Source organism: Streptomyces phaeochromogenes, assembly GCF_001418655.1.
GTDB lineage: Bacteria > Actinomycetota > Actinomycetes > Streptomycetales > Streptomycetaceae > Streptomyces > Streptomyces phaeochromogenes.
Genome location: NZ_LIQZ01000376.1, coordinates 1 through 20372 on the forward strand (window position 1 = coordinate 1; position 20372 = coordinate 20372).

20 protein-coding genes are annotated in these 20372 nt (G+C 70.7%); 10 read left to right on the forward strand and 10 right to left on the reverse strand.

The genetic code is table 11. The annotated features are described in order from the left end of the window. Positions 1 to 260 precede the first annotated feature (260 nt). Entirely contained in the window at positions 261 to 1532 is a 1272-nt protein-coding gene (locus AOK17_RS38740) for a ricin-type beta-trefoil lectin domain protein (protein WP_055617308.1), read from the forward strand. 122 nt (positions 1533 to 1654) lie between these two features. Here the strand turns inward: AOK17_RS38740 and AOK17_RS38745 are convergent, their stop codons facing one another. The 5 genes from AOK17_RS38745 to AOK17_RS38765 form a co-directional block, all read right to left on the reverse strand. Continuing rightward, the gene (locus tag AOK17_RS38745) at positions 1655 to 2125 is read right to left on the reverse strand and encodes a hypothetical protein (RefSeq protein WP_055617309.1); all 471 of its coding nucleotides are present in this window, start codon (positions 2123 to 2125) and stop codon (positions 1655 to 1657) included. 278 nt (positions 2126 to 2403) lie between these two features. Continuing rightward, a complete protein-coding gene (locus AOK17_RS38750; protein WP_189844258.1) occupies positions 2404 to 2775 on the reverse strand; it encodes a peptidase inhibitor family I36 protein in 372 nt (123 codons plus the stop codon). A gap of 2 nt (positions 2776 to 2777) precedes the next feature. Further along, on the reverse strand, positions 2778 to 3530 hold the full coding sequence (locus tag AOK17_RS38755; RefSeq protein ID WP_245697638.1) for a hypothetical protein: 753 nt from the start codon (positions 3528 to 3530) through the stop codon (positions 2778 to 2780). Between the two features lie 3 nt (positions 3531 to 3533). Continuing rightward, the gene (locus AOK17_RS38760) at positions 3534 to 3899 is read right to left on the reverse strand and encodes a hypothetical protein (RefSeq protein WP_055617311.1); all 366 of its coding nucleotides are present in this window, start codon (positions 3897 to 3899) and stop codon (positions 3534 to 3536) included. A 353-nt stretch (positions 3900 to 4252) separates the two neighbouring features. After that, on the reverse strand, positions 4253 to 4489 hold the full coding sequence (locus AOK17_RS38765) for a hypothetical protein (protein ID WP_055617312.1): 237 nt from the start codon (positions 4487 to 4489) through the stop codon (positions 4253 to 4255). Positions 4490 to 4668: 179 nt separating this feature from the next. Between AOK17_RS38765 and AOK17_RS38770 the strand changes: the two genes are divergently transcribed. Both AOK17_RS38770 and AOK17_RS38775 read left to right on the forward strand, forming a co-directional pair. Beyond that, positions 4669 to 5694 carry a PHP domain-containing protein gene (locus AOK17_RS38770; protein WP_055617313.1) on the forward strand — a complete coding sequence of 342 codons (1026 nt, stop codon included), beginning with the start codon at positions 4669 to 4671 and terminating at the stop codon, positions 5692 to 5694. Positions 5695 to 6023: 329 nt separating this feature from the next. Beyond that, positions 6024 to 6983 (forward strand): SDR family NAD(P)-dependent oxidoreductase, encoded by a 960-nt coding sequence (locus AOK17_RS38775; protein WP_055617314.1) that lies wholly within the window; start codon positions 6024 to 6026, stop codon positions 6981 to 6983. Between the two features lie 81 nt (positions 6984 to 7064). Here the strand turns inward: AOK17_RS38775 and AOK17_RS38780 are convergent, their stop codons facing one another. Both AOK17_RS38780 and AOK17_RS38785 read right to left on the reverse strand, forming a co-directional pair. Then, positions 7065 to 7331, reverse strand: coding sequence for a hypothetical protein (locus AOK17_RS38780; RefSeq protein WP_055617315.1), 267 nt, complete (start codon positions 7329 to 7331; stop codon positions 7065 to 7067). Positions 7332 to 7492: 161 nt separating this feature from the next. Continuing rightward, on the reverse strand, positions 7493 to 8785 hold the full coding sequence (locus AOK17_RS38785; RefSeq protein WP_055617316.1) for an ROK family transcriptional regulator: 1293 nt from the start codon (positions 8783 to 8785) through the stop codon (positions 7493 to 7495). 166 nt (positions 8786 to 8951) lie between these two features. On the opposite strand from AOK17_RS38785, the gene AOK17_RS38790 reads away from it, so the two are divergent. The 4 genes from AOK17_RS38790 (at position 8952) to AOK17_RS38805 (ending at position 13584) form a co-directional block, all read left to right on the forward strand. After that, on the forward strand, positions 8952 to 10268 hold the full coding sequence (locus AOK17_RS38790; RefSeq protein WP_055617317.1) for an ABC transporter substrate-binding protein: 1317 nt from the start codon (positions 8952 to 8954) through the stop codon (positions 10266 to 10268). Between the two features lie 7 nt (positions 10269 to 10275). Continuing rightward, positions 10276 to 11265 carry a carbohydrate ABC transporter permease gene (locus AOK17_RS38795; RefSeq protein ID WP_055617318.1) on the forward strand — a complete coding sequence of 330 codons (990 nt, stop codon included), beginning with the start codon at positions 10276 to 10278 and terminating at the stop codon, positions 11263 to 11265. 73 nt (positions 11266 to 11338) lie between these two features. After that, entirely contained in the window at positions 11339 to 12178 is an 840-nt protein-coding gene (locus AOK17_RS38800; RefSeq protein WP_055617319.1) for a carbohydrate ABC transporter permease, read from the forward strand. Between the two features lie 47 nt (positions 12179 to 12225). Continuing rightward, complete coding sequence (locus AOK17_RS38805; protein WP_055617320.1) at positions 12226 to 13584, forward strand: GH1 family beta-glucosidase; 1359 nt, start codon at positions 12226 to 12228, stop codon at positions 13582 to 13584. Positions 13585 to 13657: 73 nt separating this feature from the next. Here AOK17_RS38805 and AOK17_RS38810 read toward each other — a convergent pair whose 3' ends face one another. Together AOK17_RS38810 and AOK17_RS38815 are read right to left on the reverse strand one after the other, a co-directional pair. After that, positions 13658 to 14629, reverse strand: coding sequence for a phosphotransferase family protein (locus AOK17_RS38810; RefSeq protein WP_055617321.1), 972 nt, complete (start codon positions 14627 to 14629; stop codon positions 13658 to 13660). Positions 14630 to 14719: 90 nt separating this feature from the next. Next, positions 14720 to 17893, reverse strand: coding sequence for a cytochrome P450 (locus tag AOK17_RS38815; RefSeq protein ID WP_055617322.1), 3174 nt, complete (start codon positions 17891 to 17893; stop codon positions 14720 to 14722). 267 nt (positions 17894 to 18160) lie between these two features. On the opposite strand from AOK17_RS38815, the gene AOK17_RS38820 reads away from it, so the two are divergent. Next, positions 18161 to 18541 carry a hypothetical protein gene (locus AOK17_RS38820; RefSeq protein WP_055617323.1) on the forward strand — a complete coding sequence of 127 codons (381 nt, stop codon included), beginning with the start codon at positions 18161 to 18163 and terminating at the stop codon, positions 18539 to 18541. Between the two features lie 2 nt (positions 18542 to 18543). Next, the gene (locus AOK17_RS38825) at positions 18544 to 19194 is read left to right on the forward strand and encodes a PAS domain-containing protein (protein WP_055617324.1); all 651 of its coding nucleotides are present in this window, start codon (positions 18544 to 18546) and stop codon (positions 19192 to 19194) included. On the opposite strand, the gene AOK17_RS38830 is transcribed toward AOK17_RS38825, so the two are convergent. Continuing rightward, positions 19191 to 20081, reverse strand: a complete 891-nt coding sequence (locus AOK17_RS38830) for a DUF3626 domain-containing protein (protein ID WP_063997352.1) — start codon at positions 20079 to 20081, stop codon at positions 19191 to 19193. The two genes, AOK17_RS38825 and AOK17_RS38830, sit on opposite strands and share 4 nt — an antisense overlap. Positions 20082 to 20179: 98 nt before the next feature. Here AOK17_RS38830 and AOK17_RS38835 point away from each other — a divergent pair. Next, positions 20180 to 20372: FBP domain-containing protein (locus tag AOK17_RS38835; protein ID WP_169801985.1), on the forward strand; the 193-nt coding region annotated here is incomplete at its 3' end.

Below are 20372 nucleotides of genomic sequence, written 5' to 3' on the forward strand. Positions count from 1 at the left end.
GGCCGTGGGGGCCGTGGGGGCCGTGGGGGCCTGAAGACTTGCAGGCTTGAAGGTGTGAACGCAGGGACCCTGGTACGAGGAGGCCACGGGAGCTTGAAGGCGTGAAGTCGTGAGGGCGGGCGTCAAGTTGTGAAGGAATGGTACGTACCAAAGTCTTGACGTCCCCTTACCTCACCTCTTAAATCAAGAGTCGAAGCGCGCACCCCCCACCTCAGTCGGCACCCATCCCCCACAGGGATCGCCGTACGGAAGGGAGAGTCGTGGACTCGCCACGCCTGCTCCGCAGATGCCTCCTCGCCACCCTGTCCGCCGTACTCCTCGCATCCGCCGCGGTCATGCCCGCGCAGGCGGACACGGGGCAGGCCGCAACCGGGAAGGCGGCTCCCGAGCCGAAGGCCGCCGCGGCCGTGACGTTCTCGGACACCTTCGACGGCGCCGCCGGCTCGGCCGTCAACTCCTCGAAATGGCAGATCGAGACCGGCGACAACGTCAACAACCACGAGCGGCAGTACTACACGGCCGGCGCCAACAACGCGGCCCTGGACGGCCAGGGCCACCTGGTGATCACGGCCCGCCGCGAGAACCCGAACAACTACCAGTGCTGGTACGGGCGTTGTGAGTACACCTCGGCCCGCCTCAACACGGCGGGCAAGTTCACGACGACGTACGGCCGGGTCGAGGCACGGCTCAAGGTGCCGCGCGGGCAGGGCATGTGGCCCGCCTTCTGGATGCTCGGCAACGACATCGGGCAGGTCGGCTGGCCCAACTCGGGCGAGATCGACATCATGGAGAACGTCGGCTTCGAGCCCTCGACGGTCCACGGCACCCTGCACGGCCCCGGCTACTCCGGCTCGGGCGGCATCGGCGCCGCCTACTCGCTGCCCGGCGGGCAGGCCTTCGCGGACGCCTTCCACACCTTCGCCATCGACTGGAGCCCCGACGCGGTCACCTGGTCCGTCGACGGCAATGTCTACCAGCGGCGCACCCCCGCCGATCTGGGCGGCAGGCAGTGGGTGTTCAACAAGCCGTTCTTCCTGATCCTCAACCTCGCGGTGGGCGGCTACTGGCCGGGCGACCCGGACGGTTCGACCTCGTTCCCGCAGCAACTCGTCGTGGACGAGGTGAAGGTGACGACGAGCGACGGCTCCGGTGGCGGTGCGGCCATCAGGGGGCTCGCGGGCAAGTGCGTCGACGTGGCGGGGGCAAGTTCCGCCAACGGAACGCCCGTTCAGCTCTACGACTGCAACAGCTCCGCCGCCCAGCAGTGGACCGTGGCCTCCGACGGCTCGATCCGGGCGCTGGGCAAGTGCCTGGACGTCACGGGCAACGGCACGGCGGACGGTTCGACCGTGCAGCTCTGGGACTGCGGGGGCGGGGCCAATCAACGCTGGGTGGTCAGCGCGGCAGGCGACATCGTGAACCCACAGGCAAACAAGTGCCTGGACGTCACGGGCAACAACTCCGCCAACGGCACACGGCTCCAGATCTGGACGTGCTCGGGCGGAGCCAACCAGAAGTGGACCGTCGGCTGACCGGACGGCACGACTGACCGACGCGGGAACCACTGCCCGCAGGTGCGGGAGCACCACCCGCAGCAGGTGCGGGCGTACGGCCGACTGACGCGGGGAGTCGGCCGCACGCCCGCACCCGTCTGTCAGCCGGTCGCCTCGCAGTCGGTGTCCTGCAGCTGGATCGGCCGCGTGGCGTCCAGGCCGACGTACGCCGTGAAGGTCGCCGTGTCCTGGCCCTGGTCGCCCCAGTGCGTGGTCACCGTGGCGTAGCCGACGCCCGCGGACTGGGCCGTGCTGACCGGGCCGATGTCGATGGACCGCGGCTCGTTCTGCGCGCAGAGCAGGACGTCGACGCCCTCGCTCTGCGCGACCTTCTCCTTCAGGTGCTCGGAGATGCCGTACTTCCGGGCGAAGTCGCCGGGTCCGTGGTCGCCGTAGAAGTCCCCGAGGAAGGTGTGGATCTCCTCGGCGGTGTAGCGGCCGTTCGGGTCCACGGCGGGTGCGGCGGACGCCGGTGCGGTGGAAGCGAGTCCGAGACCGAGGACGGCCGCGCAACCGAGGGCGAGGGCGACGCGCTTGGTCGGGCGCGTGACGGTCGTGCCGGTGCGGAACATGTGAGGTACCCCGTTTTTCCTTGCTGTGCCCATGAGTTGGGCTGGTCACAGGAGCAGACCCGCCGCCCCCGGCAGGCGTTGTGCGCTCCCCCTTCGCTGTTTCCGTTCCCGGACATTTACCGCACTTTCGTCACGCACTGCGTCACGCACTCCGTCACGCGACCCGTTCGGCGTACGCCCCGTTCGTCGTACGCCCCGTTCAACACGTGGCACGCCCGATCTCTCGGGCGTGCCACTCCCCTCCTGAGGTCACCCGCCGGGCGCGCGGCCGGCGGCTGTCAGCAGTTCATGGCCCACGTGTGCGAGTCGCCGCGGTCGTTGGCCACGCCGTTGTAACCGACCTCCTGTCCGGGTGAGAGACAGATCGTCATGTCACCGCCCTGCCCTGAGTTCTCGTACACCCGGACGTGGTCCTTGATGCCGGGTCCTGAGATGCCGTGGTTGGCCCAGGAGGAGTCGGTGTCGGCGATCCAGCTCTCCCACCAGCCGTCGTCGCCCGACCAGTTGGCTCGCTGACCGGCGAAGTTCGCGTTCTCCCAGACGCAGAACTCTCCGCTCGGACAGCTGGCGGCGCCGGCGGGCGAGGCCAGGGCCAGACCGCCGCTCAGGGCGAGGACGGCCGCGGCGGCGGAGACGGCGAAGCGCTTGATGATCACGAAGGGGAACTGCCTTTCTCTCGGTTCTCCGGAACGGTCCGCTCGGCGTACAGATCCGCCGCGCGGTGCAGTGCGCGGGTGCGCAGCTGCCGGTAGGTGGTCAACTGGTCGCGCCGCTCGGCGCGGACCCTGTCCAGCAGGGCCGGTTCCAGCCGGGCGCGCACCTCGCCGAGGCCGCTCTCGCGGTCGCAGCGCGCGGCGACGGCCGGGTCGGGCCGCTCGGGCCTGGGTCCGTGGTCCGGTGTGACGCAGTGGACCCAACGGCCGTGCGCCGCCAGGTAGTCGGGGTCGTCCTTCAGCCGCAGGCCGGTCTCGGCGCGCAGGTTGTTCACGACGACCTCGGCGCGGAACCAGCGCCGCTCGTCCCCGTACAGCTCGCGCTGCGCGGCGGCGAGGCAGCCGTCGGTGTGTGCCTTGACGGTGTATCCGGTGGCGAGGGTGACGGACAGTTCGGTACGGCCGCGGCCGAAGAGGGCACCCTGCAGCCGCCGGTCCGCGGCGTCGTCCATGCCCTCCGCCCGCCGTTCGCCGACGGCTCCTTTCGAAGAGAGCCCCCGCCCGGCCAGGCACCTTTCGACGAGAACCTGCTGAGCGGCCTTGATGAGGTCGTCACGCTCCCGCTCGGTCCTGGGCAGCGCAGCCGCGTCCCGTCCCGCGCCGGTCTGCGTGGCGCACCCGCCCAGTACCGACAACGCCAGCAGCGCCAGTACGACCGAGACGGCGGCGCCGAACGCACGCAGCAGTCGCACGGCTCAGCCGACCTCGCAGCCCATCGTGGTGTCCGACACCCCGTCGAGCCGGGCGCCCCAGGGCCAGTTGTCGGCCAGGTCGTGCGCCCGGATCAGCCGGTAGTAACAGGTGCCGCGGGCCCAGTCGATGGCGTAGACGGCGGTGTCCGCGTCCGAGCGGAACGAGGCCGCCTTGTCGTGCAGGGACTCCGGTACGTCCGTATAACCCGGTGGTGTGTAGCACCAGGACGTGCCGTGCTGTCCGGCCCCGGTCCAGAAGCACACGGAGCCCGCGGCGGGTGCCGTCGGCGCGGCCGTCGTGGCGGGAGCGGCGCCCAGGACCGCGACGGCGGCGAGCAGGGCCGCGGGCAGGGCGAGGCGACGGAACATGACGACTCCAGTCGTACGAGGGAGGGATACGCGCAGGGCAACCGGGCCGGATCGTGATCACGGTGACCGCCAAGATCAAAGTGCCCTCGTGGGAGCGGGCCCATGCGCGGCGGCGCTCGTCTCCCGGTGCTTGCCGATGCGCGCGGGGGTTGCATTCGCGACGGCTCACCACGGCGCGAAAACCGCTGTTCCACGCGCCCCCAAGGCATTCACCCAAATAGCGGACGCGAATCACAGCGCGCCCTCGAAGGGGCGCGGGGCTGTGACATTTGCGGCTCCGCCGCGCAGGCGCGATCAACCCCCACCGGCCCGCGGTACACCCACTCCCCTCGGCGGAGCCCTACCGCGGAGCTCTACCGAAGATGCCAGGTGAGCTTGTCTCCGCCGACCCACCGCACCACCGCGGGGTCATCGGCGTCATGCACCGGAATCCCGTACGCCGCGGCGGCCATCAGGACGTCCGTGAAGCTCCTGGCCTCGCCGATGACAGCGCCGTCGATCTCCACGATGCGGAAGGGCGGATCGCCGGGCTGGACGCCCAGGACCGTGATCCGCGGGTACGAGATGTGGGGGCTTGCGATTTCAGTCATGATCCCACCGGTTCCACACGCGTGCCGCCGATAAGCCTGCCCGGGCAGCACTGTCGGTCGTCGTGGCACTCGGCGGCGCCGGCCTGGCCGGCGTCCGTACGAGGTCGCAGTTCATGGTGGCACAAGGCGGCCCTGTCGGCTGCCGTGCGGGCGGCGGCGGGCTGCGCCAGGCTGGAGGTATGGACCCGGCCGAGGCCCTGGACCGGATCGCGTTCCTGCTGGAGCGGTCCCTGGCACCCACCTATCGCGTACAGGCGTTCCGCACGGCGGAGCGCGTGGTCACGGGGCTGCCCGCCGACGAGGTGGCCCGGCGGTCCGCCGAGGGGTCGCTGGAGTCGCTGAAGGGCATCGGGCCGAAGACCGCGCAGGTGGTGCGCGAGGCGCTGGCCGGACGGACGCCGGGCTATCTGGAGAAGCTGGAACAGGAACAGGAGGCCGCGGGCCCTCTCGTCCAGGGCGGTGAGGAGCTGCGGGCTCTGCTGCGCGGCGACTGCCATCTGCACTCGGACTGGTCGGACGGCGGCAGCCCCATCGAGGAGATGGGCCGTACGGCGGCCCGGCTCGGGCACGAGTGGGCGGTGCTCACCGACCACTCCCCGCGGCTCACGGTGGCGCGCGGGCTGTCCCCCGAGCGACTGCGGGAACAGCTCGCCCTCGTCGCGGAGCTCAACGAGCGCTGGGCTCCCTTCCGGCTGCTCACCGGTATCGAGTGCGACATCCTCGACGACGGATCCCTCGACCAGGAGCCCGAGCTGCTGGACCGGCTCGATCTCGTGGTCGTGTCCGTGCACTCCAAGCTCCGGATGAACGCGGGCGCGATGACACGCCGGATGGTCGCCGCCGTACGCGATCCGCACTCCGACGTACTGGGCCACTGCACGGGGCGGCTGGTCACCGGGCGCGGGCGGCCCGAGTCGGAGTTCGACGCGGACGAGGTCTTCGCCGCCTGTGCCGAGACGGGCACGGCGGTCGAGATCAACAGCCGCCCGGAGCGGCTGGACCCACCACGCCGGCTGCTCCGCCGGGCGGTCGAGGCGGGTGTGCTGTTCTCCGTGGACACCGACGCCCACGCGCCCGGGCAGCTCGACTGGCAGCTGTACGGATGCGCGCGGGCCGAGGAGTGCGGGGTGCCTCCGGAGCGCGTGGTCAATACCTGGACCGTGGAGGAGCTGCTGGCGTGGACAGGACGTCGTGAGACCCCGTAGGGCGTCGTGAAACCTCGTCGTGACACACGTCACGGGAAACGCCGTGCGGACCTGGGAACACTCGCCGGTAGTTTCCCGTTAAATCAGCTGTGGGTGCGGATGGAACAGTGTCCCCGGGCCTCACCTTCCGCCCACAGGGAAGATCGTTCGGCTGAAGCCCTGTGGAGCACTCCGCCGAGAGGCGACCGCCATCCGTGGCCACCCACAGACGGCCCCGACCGTGATTCCCCCGTCCGGTCGGGGCCTTTCCCATGCCTGCGCGCAGTTCCCTCGCGCCACGCCGGGCCGCGCTTGACTTCGAGCACGCTTCAATTCGTAGCGTCGGCCGTATGACCACTGCACAGCACAAGATCGGTTCGGGATTCGACCTCCGGAGCAGCGCGGACGACGTGCTCGACGGCATCGACCTCACGGGGAAGCTGGCGATCGTCACCGGCGGCTACTCGGGGCTCGGCCTGGAAACGACGCGCGCGCTCACCAAGGCGGGTGCCCGGGTCGTCGTCCCGGCGCGGCGCAGGCCGGTCGCCGAGGAGGCGGTCGCCGGTCTCGACGGTGTCGAGGTGGACGAGCTCGACCTCGGCGACCTGGACAGCGTCCGCGCCTTCGCCGAGCAGTTCCTCGCCTCGGGCCGCACCATCGACATCCTCATCGACAACGCCGGGATCATGGCCTGCCCGGAGACCCGCGTCGGCCCCGGCTGGGAGGCCCAGTTCGCGACCAACCACCTGGGCCACTTCGCCCTCGTCAACCGGCTCTGGCCGGCGCTCGCCCAGGGCGGTGCCCGCGTGGTCTCCGTCTCCTCGGCCGGCCACCACTACTCCGACATCCGCTGGGACGACCCGCACTGGCGGCAGGGCTACGACAAGTGGGAGGCGTACGGGCAGGCGAAGACCGCCAACGTCCTGTTCGCAGTACAGCTCGACGCCCTCGGCAAGGACTCCGGTGTACGGGCCTTCTCGCTGCACCCGGGCGGCATCCTCACCCCGCTCCAGCGGCACCTCCCCAAGGAGGAGATGGTCGAGCGCGGCTGGATCGACGAGAACGGCACCCCGCTGAACCCGGCCGGCTTCAAAACCCCCGAACAGGGTGCGGCCACCCAGGTGTGGGCGGCGACCTCGCCCCAGCTGTCCGGCATGGGCGGCGTCTACTGCGAGGACTGCGACATCTCCGAGCCCGCCCCGGCCGACGGCGAACGCATCGGCGTACGCGACTACGCCGTCGACCCGGCGTCAGCGGCCCGCCTGTGGACCCTCTCCGCGGAGCTCACCGGCGTGAACGCCTTCGCCTGAGCACCTCAACACGATTGCGCGGGCGCGACCGGCCACGGACGACAACCCGCGGAGCACGAACGGCCCGGCCGGGGCCTCGGCTCAGGCCGGGGACTCCTCCGGCCCGGGGTGTTCCGGGTGCACCGTGCTCCTGGAGTGCTCGTCACCCCGCCGTCGCGTGCCCGCCTCGTCCGTGTCGGGGACGTCCGTGTCCGGCTCCGGTGTGTCGTCGTCGGAGCTCTCCCGCCGCGCGGGGTCGGCGGGTGTGATGTCCCAGCGGTCCCCGCCCTCCTGGGCCTGCTGGTCCGGCATGTCCCGGGGGACGGGACCCGCGTCCTCGCCCGCCCTCTTCGTCCGGTCGTCGCTCACGCCGCGCTCCCCTCCTCGTCGGTGCACTTCCCGGCCGGCCGGAACTCCTTGTCGTACGGAATTCGTCGTCGGAATTCTTCGTCGGACAGAATCCGCCGGACCTCCGCGTCGGCCCTGGTGCGGGTACCTGCCGACGCGGCCGGTGAAACCCCCGGGAGGCGTCAATGCGGAGCGCGTTCCTCCATGGCCGCGCGCCAGGCCGGGAGCTGGTTGTCGCCCGGTTCGGGGCCCGGGCGTCGTCCGCCGTGTGCGAAGAAGTCGGCGAGCGGGAGGATCGCGGCGCCGACCGTGACCGCGTCGGGGCCGAGGGCGCCGAGCTCGATGGTGACCCGCTCGGCGGGGTAGCGCAGCGCGTACGAGACGGCGTGTTCGCGGACGGCGGGCAGGAAGCGGGAGCCCAACTGGAGTCCGGCCCAGCCGCCGATGAGGATGCGCTCGGGCTGGAAGAGGTTGATCAGGTCTGAGAGGCCCGCGCCCAGGTACTCGGCCGTCTCCTCCAGCACGGCGAGCGCCATCGGGTCGGCCGCCGAGCCGTCGGCCGGATAGGCGGCGGCGAGCATCGCGGTGAGGGCGGTCTCCTCGTCGACCCGCTTCGGCGGCTGTCCGCCCGCCTCCTCCCAGCGCTCCAGGAGGGCCTCGGCGCCCGCGTAGGCCTCCAGGCAGCCGAGCGCACCGCACCGGCAGCGGCGCCCCCTGACCCGTACGGTCAGATGCCCCCACTCCACGGCCCGGCCACGTTCCACGTCGTCCGTGACGAGGCTGGCGCCGACGCCGGAGCCGAAGAGGACCACGACCGCGTTGTCCGCGCCGCGTCCGGCGCCGAACCACATCTCGGCCTGGCCGAGTGTCTTGGCGCCGTTGTCGGTGAAGTACGGGACGGAGTCCGGGAGCCCGCAGGCGGTGCGGAGCAGGGACTCCAGCGGGACGGCCGGCCAGCCGATGGTCTGGCCGTGCACCACGGCGCCCTCGGTCGGCGTGCGCTCCACTATGCCGGGCACTCCGATGCCGACGCCCAGCAGCCGCTCGGGGGCGATCTCGGCGGCGGCCAGGACCTCCGCGATGCCGTCGCGGATGTGGCCGACGATGACGTCGACGTCGTAGCCCTGATGCTCCAAGGGCCGTTCCGTGCGGGCGAGTTCGGTGAGGGTGAGGTCGAAGAGCTCGACCCGTACGCGGGTCTCGCCGACGTCCACGCCGATCATGTGGCCGCTGGCGGGGGCGACCCGCAGCAGGGTGCGCGGGCGCCCTCCGTCGGAGTCGACGCTGCCCGCCTCCTCCACCAGCCCGTCGCCGACGAGCTCGGCAACGACGTTGCTGATGGAACCGGAACTCAGTCCGGTGGCCGGACCGAGCTCGAAGCGGCTCATCGGTCCTTCGAAGTAGAGCCGCCGCAGCACCGCTGTGCGATTGCCCCGCCGCAGGTCACGCACCGTACGACCGTTCCGCCCCGCCATGTGGTTCCTTCCCGCCGTCCCCCGACCTGCAAGATACCGCTGCGTCATCCCTTGACGCGAGTTTCTTCCGGGTCTTAACTCACGTTCTAAATTAAGCCGTGAGGGCGTTCGGGAAGTGAACGCGGCGCCCTTGCGCATCTCCCTCCGGGAAGGGACGCCAGACGTCATGCGCAGAACCCGAGCCGCGGCCGCGAGCGCGGTCACCGTCTCACTGCTGGCCGCCGTGACCGCCTGCGGCGGTGGCTCGTCGACGGAAGGCGGGTCGAACGACTCGCCGAAGACGCTCACCTACTGGGCCTCCAACCAGGGCCCGAGCATCGAGGCAGACAAGAAGATCCTCACGCCCGAGCTGAAGAAGTTCGAGAAGGACACCGGCATCAAGGTCAAGCTGGAGGTCGTCCCCTGGTCCGACCTCCTCAACCGCATTCTCGCCGCGACCACTTCGGGCCAGGGCCCGGACGTCCTCAACATCGGCAACACCTGGTCGGCCTCGCTCCAGGCGACGGGTGCCCTGCTGCCCTGGGACGCCAAGAACTTCGACAAGATCGGCGGCAAGGACCGGTTCGTCGGGTCGGCGCTCGGCTCGGCGGGGGCGAGCGGTTCGGATCCGGCGGCGGTGCCGCTGTACTCGATGGCGTACGCGCTCTACTACAACAAGAAGATGTTCGCGGACGCCGGGATATCCGGGCCGCCCGCCACCTGGGACGAGCTGGTCGCCGACGGGAAGAAGATCTCCAAGGACGGCAAGTGGGCGCTGGGCGCCGAGGGCTCGAACCCGTCGGAGAACATCCACCACGTCTTCGTCCTCGGCAAGCAGCACGGCGCCGACTTCTTCGACGCCGACGGGAAGCCCGACTTCACCTCCGACGGGGCCGTCGCGGCGGTCAAGCAGTACGTCGATCTGATGGGCAAGGACAAGGTCGTCGCGCCCGGCAACGCCGAGTACGCGCAGAACCAGTCGCTGCAGGACTTCGCCAAGGACAAGACGGCGATGGTGATGTGGCAGACCGCCGCGACCACGCTCAAGGCGCACGGCATGAGCGACGACGAGTGGGGCGTCGCGCCGGTGCCGGTCCAGTCCGGCAGCCCGGGGACGGACACCGCCGTCAACTCGATGGTGGCGGGCATCAACCTGGCCGTCTTCAAGAACACCGACAACATCGACGGCGCCCTGAAATTCGTGAAGTTCATGACGAGCGACGCCGAGCAGAAGACGCTCAACAAGACGTACGGGTCCATCCCGCCGGTCACGGCGGCCCAGGAGGATCCCGCGTTCAACACGCCCGCGCTGAAGGTCATCAGGGACACACTCGCCAAGAGCGCGGCCCCGCTGCCGCAGGTGCCCAACGAGTCGCAGTTCGAGACGGCGGTGGGCACGGCCGTGAAGGAGCTGTTCGCGGACGCGGCGGCCGGCCGGCCGATCACGACCGCCTCGGTCAAGGAGAAGCTCTCCGAGGCTCAGCAGCAGATGCCGAAGAAGTGAGCGTTCGATGACCGTGACCGCTCAACCCGCGGTCGGGGAAAAGGCGTTGCCCGGTGCGACGGGGCCCACCCCGCGCCGCCGCACCGGGCGCGTACGCCGTATCGCCCTGCCGTATCTGCTCCTCCTGCCCGCCCTGCTGCTCGAACTCCTCGTCCATCTGGTGCCGATGGTCATCGGCATCGTGATGAGCTTCAAGGAGCTCACGCAGTTCTACATCCGCGACTGGGGCGCCGCGCCCTGGGCGGGGTTCGACAACTACAGCCTGTCCGTGGACTTCGACGCGCCCGTCGGCGAGGCGCTGCTCCACTCGTTCTTCGTCACCTGTGCCTTCACCGTGCTGTCTGTCGGCCTGTGCTGGCTGCTCGGCACGACGGCCGCGGTCTACATGCAGGAGACGTTCCGCGGCCGTGGCTTCCTGCGCGCGATCTTCCTCATCCCGTACGCGCTCCCGGTGTACGCGGCCGTCATCACCTGGGCGTTCATGTTCCAGCGCGACAACGGCCTGGTGAACCACGTGCTGCACGACCAGTTGGGCCTCACCGACAGCCCGTCCTTCTGGCTGATCGGCGACAACAGCTTCGTCGCGCTGCTCGTCGTGTCGGTGTGGAAGGGCTGGCCGTTCGCCTTCCTCATCGTGATGGCGGGCCTGCAGAACATCCCCAAGGAGCTGTACGAGGCGGCGGCGATCGACGGGGCCGGCATGCTCCAGCAGATCCGCCGCATCACGCTGCCCTCGCTGCGCCCGGTCAACCAGGTGCTGGTCCTGGTGCTCTTCCTGTGGACGTTCAACGACTTCAACACGCCGTACGTGCTGTTCGGCAAGGCGGCACCCGAGGCGGCTGACCTGATCTCGATCCACATCTACCAGTCGTCGTTCGTGACATGGAACTTCGGGACGGGGTCGGCGATGTCCGTGCTGCTGTTGCTGTTCCTGCTGGTCGTGACGGGCGTCTACCTCGTCCTGACCTCGCGTGGACGGAGGGCGGCCGATGTCTAGCCAGTCACTGTCCAAGCGGTCAGTGCCCAAGCGGTCAGTGCCCAAGCGGTCGCTGTCGGCGCCGCGGTCACCGATGGCCGCGCCGCGCTCCTTCCTCTGGTCGCGCCGGATCTTCCTCACCCTGCTGACCGGCTTCGTCCTGCTTCCGGTGTACGTGATGCTGTCCAGCTCGCTGAAACCGCTGCAGGACGTGTCGGGAGAGTTCCGCTGGGTGCCCAGCGGGCTGACGATCCGCCCGTACATCGACATCTGGTCGACCGTTCCGCTGGCGAAGTACTTCGTCAACTCGCTGATCGTGGCGGGCGCGGCGACCGTCTTCTCGGTGGTGATCGCGATCTTCGCCGCGTACGGGGTGAGCCGCTACCGCTTCCGCGGCAAGCGCCTGTTCACCGTGACCGTGCTGTCCACCCAGATGTTCCCCGGGATCCTCTTCCTGCTCCCGCTGTTCCTGATCTACGTGAACATCGGCAACGCCACCGGCATCGCGCTCTTCGGCTCGCGGATCGGTCTGATCCTCACGTATCTGACGTTCTCGCTGCCGTTCTCGATCTGGATGCTGATCGGCTACTTCGAGTCGGTGCCGCGGGACTTGGACGAGGCGGCGATGGTGGACGGCTGCGGACCGCTCGGCGCGCTCTTCCGGGTCGTCGTGCCCGCCGCGGTCCCCGGGATCGTCGCGGTCGCGGTGTACGCGTTCATGACCGCGTGGGGCGAAGTGCTGTTCGCGTCGGTGATGACCAACGACACCACCCGCACGCTCGCCGTCGGCCTCCAGGGCTATGCCACGCAGAACGACGTGTACTGGAACCAGGTCATGGCCGCCTCGCTCGTCGTGAGCGTCCCCGTGGTCGCCGGGTTCCTGCTGCTCCAGCGCTATCTGGTCGCCGGGCTCACCGCCGGGGCCGTGAAGTGACCGACTCCTCCCTGCGCTCCAACTCCCCTTCCTCCGAAAGGACTTCTGTGACCATCGACCTCGCCGCGCTCCCCCAGGACTTCGTGTGGGGGACGGCCACGTCGGCGTACCAGATCGAGGGTGCCGTCGCCGAGGACGGCCGCTCGCCCTCCATCTGGGACACCTTCTCGCACACGCCGGGAAAGGTGGACGGCGACGACCACGGGGACGTCGCCTGCGACCACTACCACCGGTGGCGCGAGGACATCGCCCTGATGAAGGAGCTGGGCACCAACGCGTACCGGCTGTCGGTGGCCTGGCCGCGCGTCGTGCCGGGCGGGGACGGCCCGGTCAACGCCAAAGGGCTCGACTTCTACGACTCGCTGGTCGACGGCCTGCTGGAGGCGGGGATCACTCCGTCGGTGACCCTCTACCACTGGGACCTGCCTCAGGTGCTCCAGGACCGGGGCGGCTGGCCCGAGCGCGACACGGCGTACCACCTGGCGGCGTACGCGACGGCCGTCGCCGAGCGCCTCGGTGACCGGGTCAAGCACTGGACGACCCTCAACGAGCCGCTGTGCTCCGCGTGGATCGGCCATCTGGAGGGGCGGATGGCCCCGGGCCTGACAGACCTCACGGCGGCCGTGCACACCTCGTACCACCTGCTGCTCGGCCACGGCCTCGCCACCCAGGCGATCCGGGCCGCGGTCCCGGACGCCGAGGTCGGCATCGTCAACAACCTCTCCAGCATCGAGCCCGCCACCGACCGCCCCGAGGACATCGCGGCGGCCCGGCGCATGGACGGTCACACCAACCGCTGGTGGCTCGACCCGGTGCACGGCCGCGGCTTCCCGGCGGACATGCGCGAGGTGTACGGAGTCGAACTCCCCGAGCGGTCCGGCGACTTGGAGACCATCGCCCAGCCTCTGGACTGGCTGGGCCTCAACTACTACTTCCCGTCGGCCGTCGCCGACGACCCCGACGGGCCGGCTCCCTTCGCCCAGTCGGTCCACCGGCCGGGCGTCCCGCGCACGGGCATGGACTGGGAGGTCGACGCGTCCGGCATCGAGAGCCTGCTGCTGCGCCTCACCGACGACTACGGCGCCCGGCGGCTGTACGTCACCGAGAACGGCTCCGCGTACCCGGACGTCGTACGCGCCGACGGAACGGTCGACGACCCCGAGCGCACCCTGTACCTGGAACAGCACCTGGCGGCCTGCGCGTCGGCCGTCCGCAAGGGGGCTCCCCTGGTGGGCTACTTCGCCTGGTCGCTGCTGGACAACTTCGAGTGGGCGTACGGCTACGACAAGCGATTCGGGCTCGTGCACGTCGACTACCGCACGCAACGACGCACGGTGAAGGGCAGCGGGCGACGGTACGCGGAAATCATCAGGGAGCACGGCGGGAGGGCACGGAAGGCGGCCTGAGCCTCACCCGCCGAGCTCGTCCACGGCGCACCGGCCCCGAGTTCCGCGGCTCACCGGCTCTGCGTTCCGACGCTCAGGGGCCGAGTTCGTCCAGGGCCGCGGTGAGTTCCGGGGCGACGCGTTCCCTGACCCAGGCGACCTGCTCGTCCCCGGCGCCACGTGGGACGGTCTCGATGAGCATGATCAGGTAGAGATAGCTGCGGTAGAGGGCGAGGCGCTGACGGGCCGAGTGGGTGAAATCGGCCCGTCCGCCCGCCTCTTGATAACCCGTCAGGAAGGCGTGGTCCTTCCTGATGTCACCGAGGAGTGCCAGGGAGACGAAGTCCGCGAGCGGGTCTCCCCAGAACATGCGCTCGCCGTCGATCAGTCCGCCGATCCTGGGCTCGCCGCCGCCTTCCGGGCGGTCGACCAGGATGTTCCCCCGCCACAGGTCGAAGTGCACCAGGCGCGGGACCGTGACCTCGTCCAGGGCGTCGTACGCCGTCTTGGCCGCGCGGGCCACCTCGTCCACCGGGCGCGGCAGCCAGGCCTCGTACCGGCGGGCGTCCTCCAGGACGGCGTCGTAGATGCCGGTGAAGGCCGTGCGCCAGTCGGCGGACAGCGGGCCGAGGGCCCCGGACGGGTAGCCGAAGCCGGGGCCCGTCACCTCGTGGAGGCGGGCCACGTGCTGCCCCAACTCCCGTCGCAGCGCCGCCTGTTCAGTGTCCGGGCAGGTGTTTTCCCAAGTATCACCCGGGCAGGCCGTCATCAGGAGATGGCCGCCTTCGGACGCGTCCGGGCTCTCGTGCACGACTCGCGGCGCGGGCACGTCGACCGTTGCGGCGGCGCGGTAGAACTCCGCCTCCGAGACGAGGAGTTCGCGCTCGTGACTCATGCCGGGGACGGTCGGCGGGGGCGGGATCTTCAGCATGTACCGGCTGCCGTCGGTGAGGCGGAGCTCCTCGACGGTGTTGTACGTCCCGCCGCTCATGGGACGGCAGCCGGCGAGGCTGCCGGGCGGAAACCCGGCCGCCTCCAGGATCCGTCCGGCCCGCTCCTCCGACATCCCGCCCCACCCCGTTCTCGTCGTTGCACCGGTCGTCGTTGTGCCGCTCGGTGTTGCGCCCGCCCGGTCGGCGGTCCGCCGCCGCGCGGCTCACCCGGCCGCGTAGACGTCCTCCACATAGCGGCCCGCCGCGATCAGCTCGTCGAGCCACCGCTCGCAGGCCGCCTCGTCGGCGTCCTCCGTACGGTCCCGGTACAGGGTACGGAAGGCGTCGCGCACCCCGGGCGCCATCCGTGAACCGTCGCCGCAGACATACACACGGGCGCCGGAGTTCAGCAGGTTCCACACCTCGTCCGCCTCGGCGGCGATCCGGTGCTGGACGAAGGTGACGCCGTCGACGGGGGCAGTGCTGAAAGCAGGGCGCAGGGAGACGGCTCCGGCGGTCTCGGCGGCGCGGAGTTCCTCGGCGTGCAGGAAGTCGGCGTCCGGGGCGTCGCAGCCGAAGTAGCAGAGAGCGGGGGCCAGTTGGGTGTTGATTGCGGCGCGGTCCGCGATGGCTCCGCGGAAGGGGGCAAGGCCCGTTCCCGCCGCCACCATGACGACCGGCGCCGAGTGGTCGATACGGAATGCCTCCCGGCACGGCTGGACGCGGGCCAGCACGGTGTCGCCCGGCTTGACCGCGCCCAGGTGCCCGGAACCGGTCCCCGTGTAGATGCTGTTCCCCGAGCGGGCCGGCGCCTCCAGCAGCGAGACCATCAGGTCTGCGTGGGAGGGGTCGGTGGCGGGCGAGGACGAGATCGAGTAGGTGCGGGTGCGCAGCGGTGTGAGGAGCTCTTCGAGCAGCAGCGGCCAGTCGAGTGCTCCGCGCAGCGCGGGGTACGCCTCGACGAGCTCGATCAGGGTCCGCGGGTCGGAGTCCTGGAGGTTGGCGAGGGCGGCCCGTTCGGGCGGGCACGGGTTGGCGGCGGCGAGTACCGCCAACCGCTCCGCAGTGGGACGCTCCTGCAACTCCACGTGATGCGACAGCAGTTGACGCACTGTCAACGGCCGGTCCACTGCGATTCCATCGCGGCGCGGGCGGCCCGCCCGGATGTCGAGCACGGCGTCGAGGTCCACGCCAAGAGCAGCCGCGGCCCTCTCGACGAGTTCCGGAGCGTTGACGGGCAGCACGGTGAGGTGGTCGCCCGTGCGGTAGGTCGTGCCGTCGGGCAGCGCGAGCCGCACGAAGCGCTTCGTCCTCGGGTGCCCGGCGGCGGTGAGGTCATAGGCCTCGGCGACCGTCATCGGGACGAGATCGTGCCGGGTGGCGAGCGCGTCGAGGGGGCCGCCGGTCAGCGTACGGACCTCGTAGGCCGCCGCCGTGTCGTCCGGTGCGGTGTCGTCCGTGGCGTCCGGGTCGCCGTACTTCTCCAGCAGGGCCGTCCGCAGCTTGGCGCTGAAGGCGCGGACGGTCCCGCCGAGGTCGCCCGAGGCGTCGGCTGCCGCGCGTTCCAGGAGCCGGGTGCCGCCCAGTTCGGCCAGCCGGTCGTCGATGCGGGTCGGGAAGTGCTGGTAGGTGGCCGCCCAGTTGCGGTCGCCGACCCCCAGGACGGCGTACGTCAGATCCGGCGCGGCCGGGGCGCCGTCGAGCCAGGCGGCGAAGGCGGTGGCGTCGTCGGTGGGCCGGCCGTTGTAGGAGGCCGCGGTGATGACGACGGGGCGGTCGGCGGGCAGCCCGTCGGCGTACGCGTCCAGCGCCGCCACCTCGGTCTGGCACCCCAACGCGGTGGCCTCGTCGGCCAGTTGAGTGGCGAACTCGCGGCAGGTCCCGTAGTTGCTGCCGTGCAGGAAGAGCGCTCGGGTGCCGGGGCGTACCCGTGCGGGCAGCGTCCTCTCGTCGGCCACGGTGTCCTGTTGCCGTGCGGCGCCCGGGAGTTGGGCGTGCTCCCGGTCGGCGGTCGTGCGCGGGGTGAGCGTGAGTGTGAAGCCGTCGGGCTTCAGCGTCAGCGTCTCCTTCACCGTGAGCCGGTAGTCGGCGTGGTCGTGCAGCCGGTAGCGGTGGACGAGCATCGCCAGCAGCATGGTCGCCTCATGAAGCGCGAACTGCCGCCCGATACAGGCACGTTCACCGGTGCCGAACGGCTTGAACGCGTGCGGGGAGCGCGCGGCCTCCGCCTCCGGCGTGAAGCGCGAGGGGTCGAACAGCTCGGGGTTGTCGCCCCACACCGGCTGCCGGTGCAGCATCGGGGCGAGCACCATGACACCCTGCCCGGCCTGCACCGGGATCCGCCCGCCGAGCAGCGTGTCCTCCCGTGCGTGCCTGCCGAACACGGCGGCCGTCGGCCACAGCCGCAGTGCCTCGTTGAGCACCTGCCGGGTGTACGCGAGCTGCCCGACCTCGTCGAACGTCGGCTCGGGGTCGGCCGTGTCGCCCCACAGCGCGTCCACCTCACGCTGTACGAGCTGGAGCACGGCGGGGTGCTTGGCGAGGTAGTGGAGGGCGAACGACATGGCGCCGGACGTGGTCTCGTGGCCCGCGATCAGGAAGGTGATCACCTGGTTGCGGATGTTGGCGGCGTCGAGCGTGCTGCCGTCGACGGGGTGCTCGGCCGAGAGCATGAGCCCGAGCAGGTCCTCGGCAGTGCCCTCTCCTTCGGTGACCCGGGCTTCGATCACGTCGTCCACCACCTGCGCCAGGTAGTCGGAGTCAGCCTGGAAGGCCGCGTCCGCCGCGGAGTGGTCCTGGCCGGGGAGTCGGCTCAGCCTGGTCATGCTCCACTCCAGGCACCTGACCATGGCCTCGACGAACGGATGCGGCTCGTCCCGGTCGAAGGACCCGAAATCGTAGCCGAACCCGGCCAGGCCGATGGTGTCGAGCGTCATCCGCGTCATGTCGTCGGGAACGTTCACCGGAGCCCCGTCGCGGGCCCCGCGGTCCCACGAGTCGATCAGCCTGCGCGCCACCTTCAGCATCACCGGGTGATACGTCCGCATCGACCCGAGCGCGAAGGCCGGCATCAGGATGTCGTGCGCCTTGGCCCAGTTCGGCTCGTCGTTGTACGCCGTGAAGAGCCCGTCCGCGGCGAACTCCCGCACGTTCTCCAGAGCGGGCCCGACATGTTTGGCGAACCGCGTCTCGTCGGCGAGGTCGGTCACCAGTTCAAGGTCACTCACGAACAAGGTGTCCCGCCCGTACAGCCGCCGCACGAGCACCGGCCCGTGCGCCCGGCTCAACTCCATGACCTGCTGCAGTGGGGTGCGGCCGGGTCCAACGGCGGAAATGTCGACAACGGGAACACCATCAAGGGTCCCGACGACCTGCGGATGCGACACGGTGGGGGTCATGACGCGACAACTGCCTTTCGTGGTACGGAGGTCACGGCAGTCCCAGCTTCAACCAGCCCGCGCGTCCGTTCACGCCACAGGGCTACATGATCGTGTAGCGCTTTCTGCCCGACGCCCCTTGCAACTCCGGGCGCCTTTCAACTCCGGACACCCCTTCCCACCCAGGGGCGCGGGGAACTGCGCGCCCAGCCACAGCAGACCCGCACCCAACACACAACGCCCAGCCGTCTCCCCCGCCGAACAAGCGGAGCGCATAGGCTCCGCCACATGGAACAGAGCGAGATCATCCTGCGAGCCATCGGCGTCCTGACCGAGACCCAGGAAATGGTGCGCAGGCTCAACGAGGACGTCGAGGTCGACATAGACGCCGGAGAGGCACAGCTCGGCAGGCTGGTGACCGAGGTGTTCCCGTCGGTCGAGGTCCCCGGCGACGCGACCCCGGCAGAGGCGGGTCAGGCCGTCATCGACGCCCTGATGCCCGCGGCGATCTCCCTGGTCGGCGCCTTCGCCTTCCTGTTCTCGGAACTCGCCGAGGTCCACGACACGGGCCGCACCGAGATCAAGAGCACCGAACTCCTGCGCACCCTCGCCCTGCGCCTGTCCAACTCGGATTCGCACACGGACGACGACAGCGACGACGACGTCTGACCATGCCCGACGTACCTCCCGAGTCCGCGGTGGTCTGGCGCAACCGGGCCATGACCCTCTTCGACCGCATCCCCATGCCCATCGCGGTGTGCGACGTCTACGGGGCGATCATCCTGGCCAACCCGGCGATGGCGGCGGAACGGGGTGCGACTCCGGGCGGCCTCCGCGGCCGGGACGTACTGGATCTCTTCCAGCCCCAGCAGGCGACGCAGGTGGAGCGCATCGCCGAGGCGCTGCGTCTGCGCCACCGCTCGCGCTACCAGATCTCGGTCCGCTGGCGGGCCCCCGGCGGCACCGAGCGGTACGGCGAGCTGACCGCCGACCCGGTCAGCGACACCGTCGACGCGACCACCACCCTGCTCGTCCTGCTACGGGTGCTCGGCGAACACGAACCGCAGGCGCCGGCGCCCGCTCCCGCCGAGTCGCCGGCCACTCCGGCCGAGGCCCGCATCCTGGCCCTGCTCGCGGGCGGCGCGACCACCGCGCACGCCGCCCGCGAGACCGGCCTCACCGTGGACGGCGTCAACTACCACCTGCGCCGTCTGACCCGCCGCTGGAACGCGGCCAACCGCACGGAACTCGTCGCCCGCGCCTACGCCCTGGGCGTACTCACCCCCGGTACCTGGCCGCCGTCGGCCGCTCCCTCCGACTAGCGGGCCGACCGGACCGCGGACTCCCCGGCCGGGGCGGCTCGTCCGGCGGGCGCCCCGAACCTGGCCAGGCAGTGCCACACCTTCTTCAGGTCCTGCGGGTCGTGACGCCCCGTGCGGGCGGCGTCGCCGATGACCCGCGGGTCGAGGTGCCCGTCCTCGGCGATCCGCGCCCCCAGCTCGACGTACCGCGGACCGCGGAAGTCCGGGTGGCGGCCCAACTCCCCGACGGAGAGCCGGTACCCGGGGTGCCATTCGACCGGGCAGGGCAGCCGCCGGGCCGCGGCCTCGACGGGGGTGCCGCGGTAGCAGGCATCCAGGACCAGCGCCTCCATGTCCCGGCCCAGGGCGACCCGTCCGTGCACCTGCGCCTCGATGTAGTCGTCGAGGGTGTCCCGGTCGTCCGCCTCGGCCAGGCCGATGAGGGACATCCCGTCGGCGACCCCGAACGCCGTCGGGTCGACGGAGCTGTCCGGGTAGCAGAACGTGGCCCGCCACAACGCGTCCGAGGTCAGCCGGAAGTGCGCGGAGCCGAATCGCGGTGCGGCGCCGACCGCTTGGTGCCGGAAGTTCAGCGCGCCGTACACCGGCCGCTCGTGCGGGGCCGCCGCGTCGTACGCCCCGCCGAACATCCGGCTCTCCCAGCGCCATCGGTCGCCGCCGGGATGCGCCGTCAGCCCGCCGTTGCTGGTACCCGTGACGAACTGCGAGTGGTACGTGCCGTCCTCGGCCAGCGCCTCCAGGATCGGGCGCCCGCGCACCAGGCGGTCCGGATGCAGATTCAGGGTCACCCGCAGGGCCGGGTCGAGGGCGGGCCCGGACGACAGCGCCGCGACGTGACGCAGCGCCCGCACTCGCGCCCGCGGTGAGTGGGTGTCCCCGAAATTCACTGGATCTCCCTCGGCGCGGCTACATACCCTAGGCCAGAACCTAGTACCACTAGGTTTCCCCTCAGCCGGCCACCGACGCGCCAGGAGAACCCTTCACGATGAGACCACTCTCCGAGCAGGACATCCGCAACTCATTTGTCAACTGCTCCAAGGGCGAGGCCAAACGGCTGGCGATACCACGTGATCTGGCCGAACGGCCGTGGGACGACCTGGACTTCCTGGGCTGGCGAGATCCCGGAGCACCCGACCGCAGCTACCTGGTGACCGAGCGGGCCGGCCGGCCCACCGGTG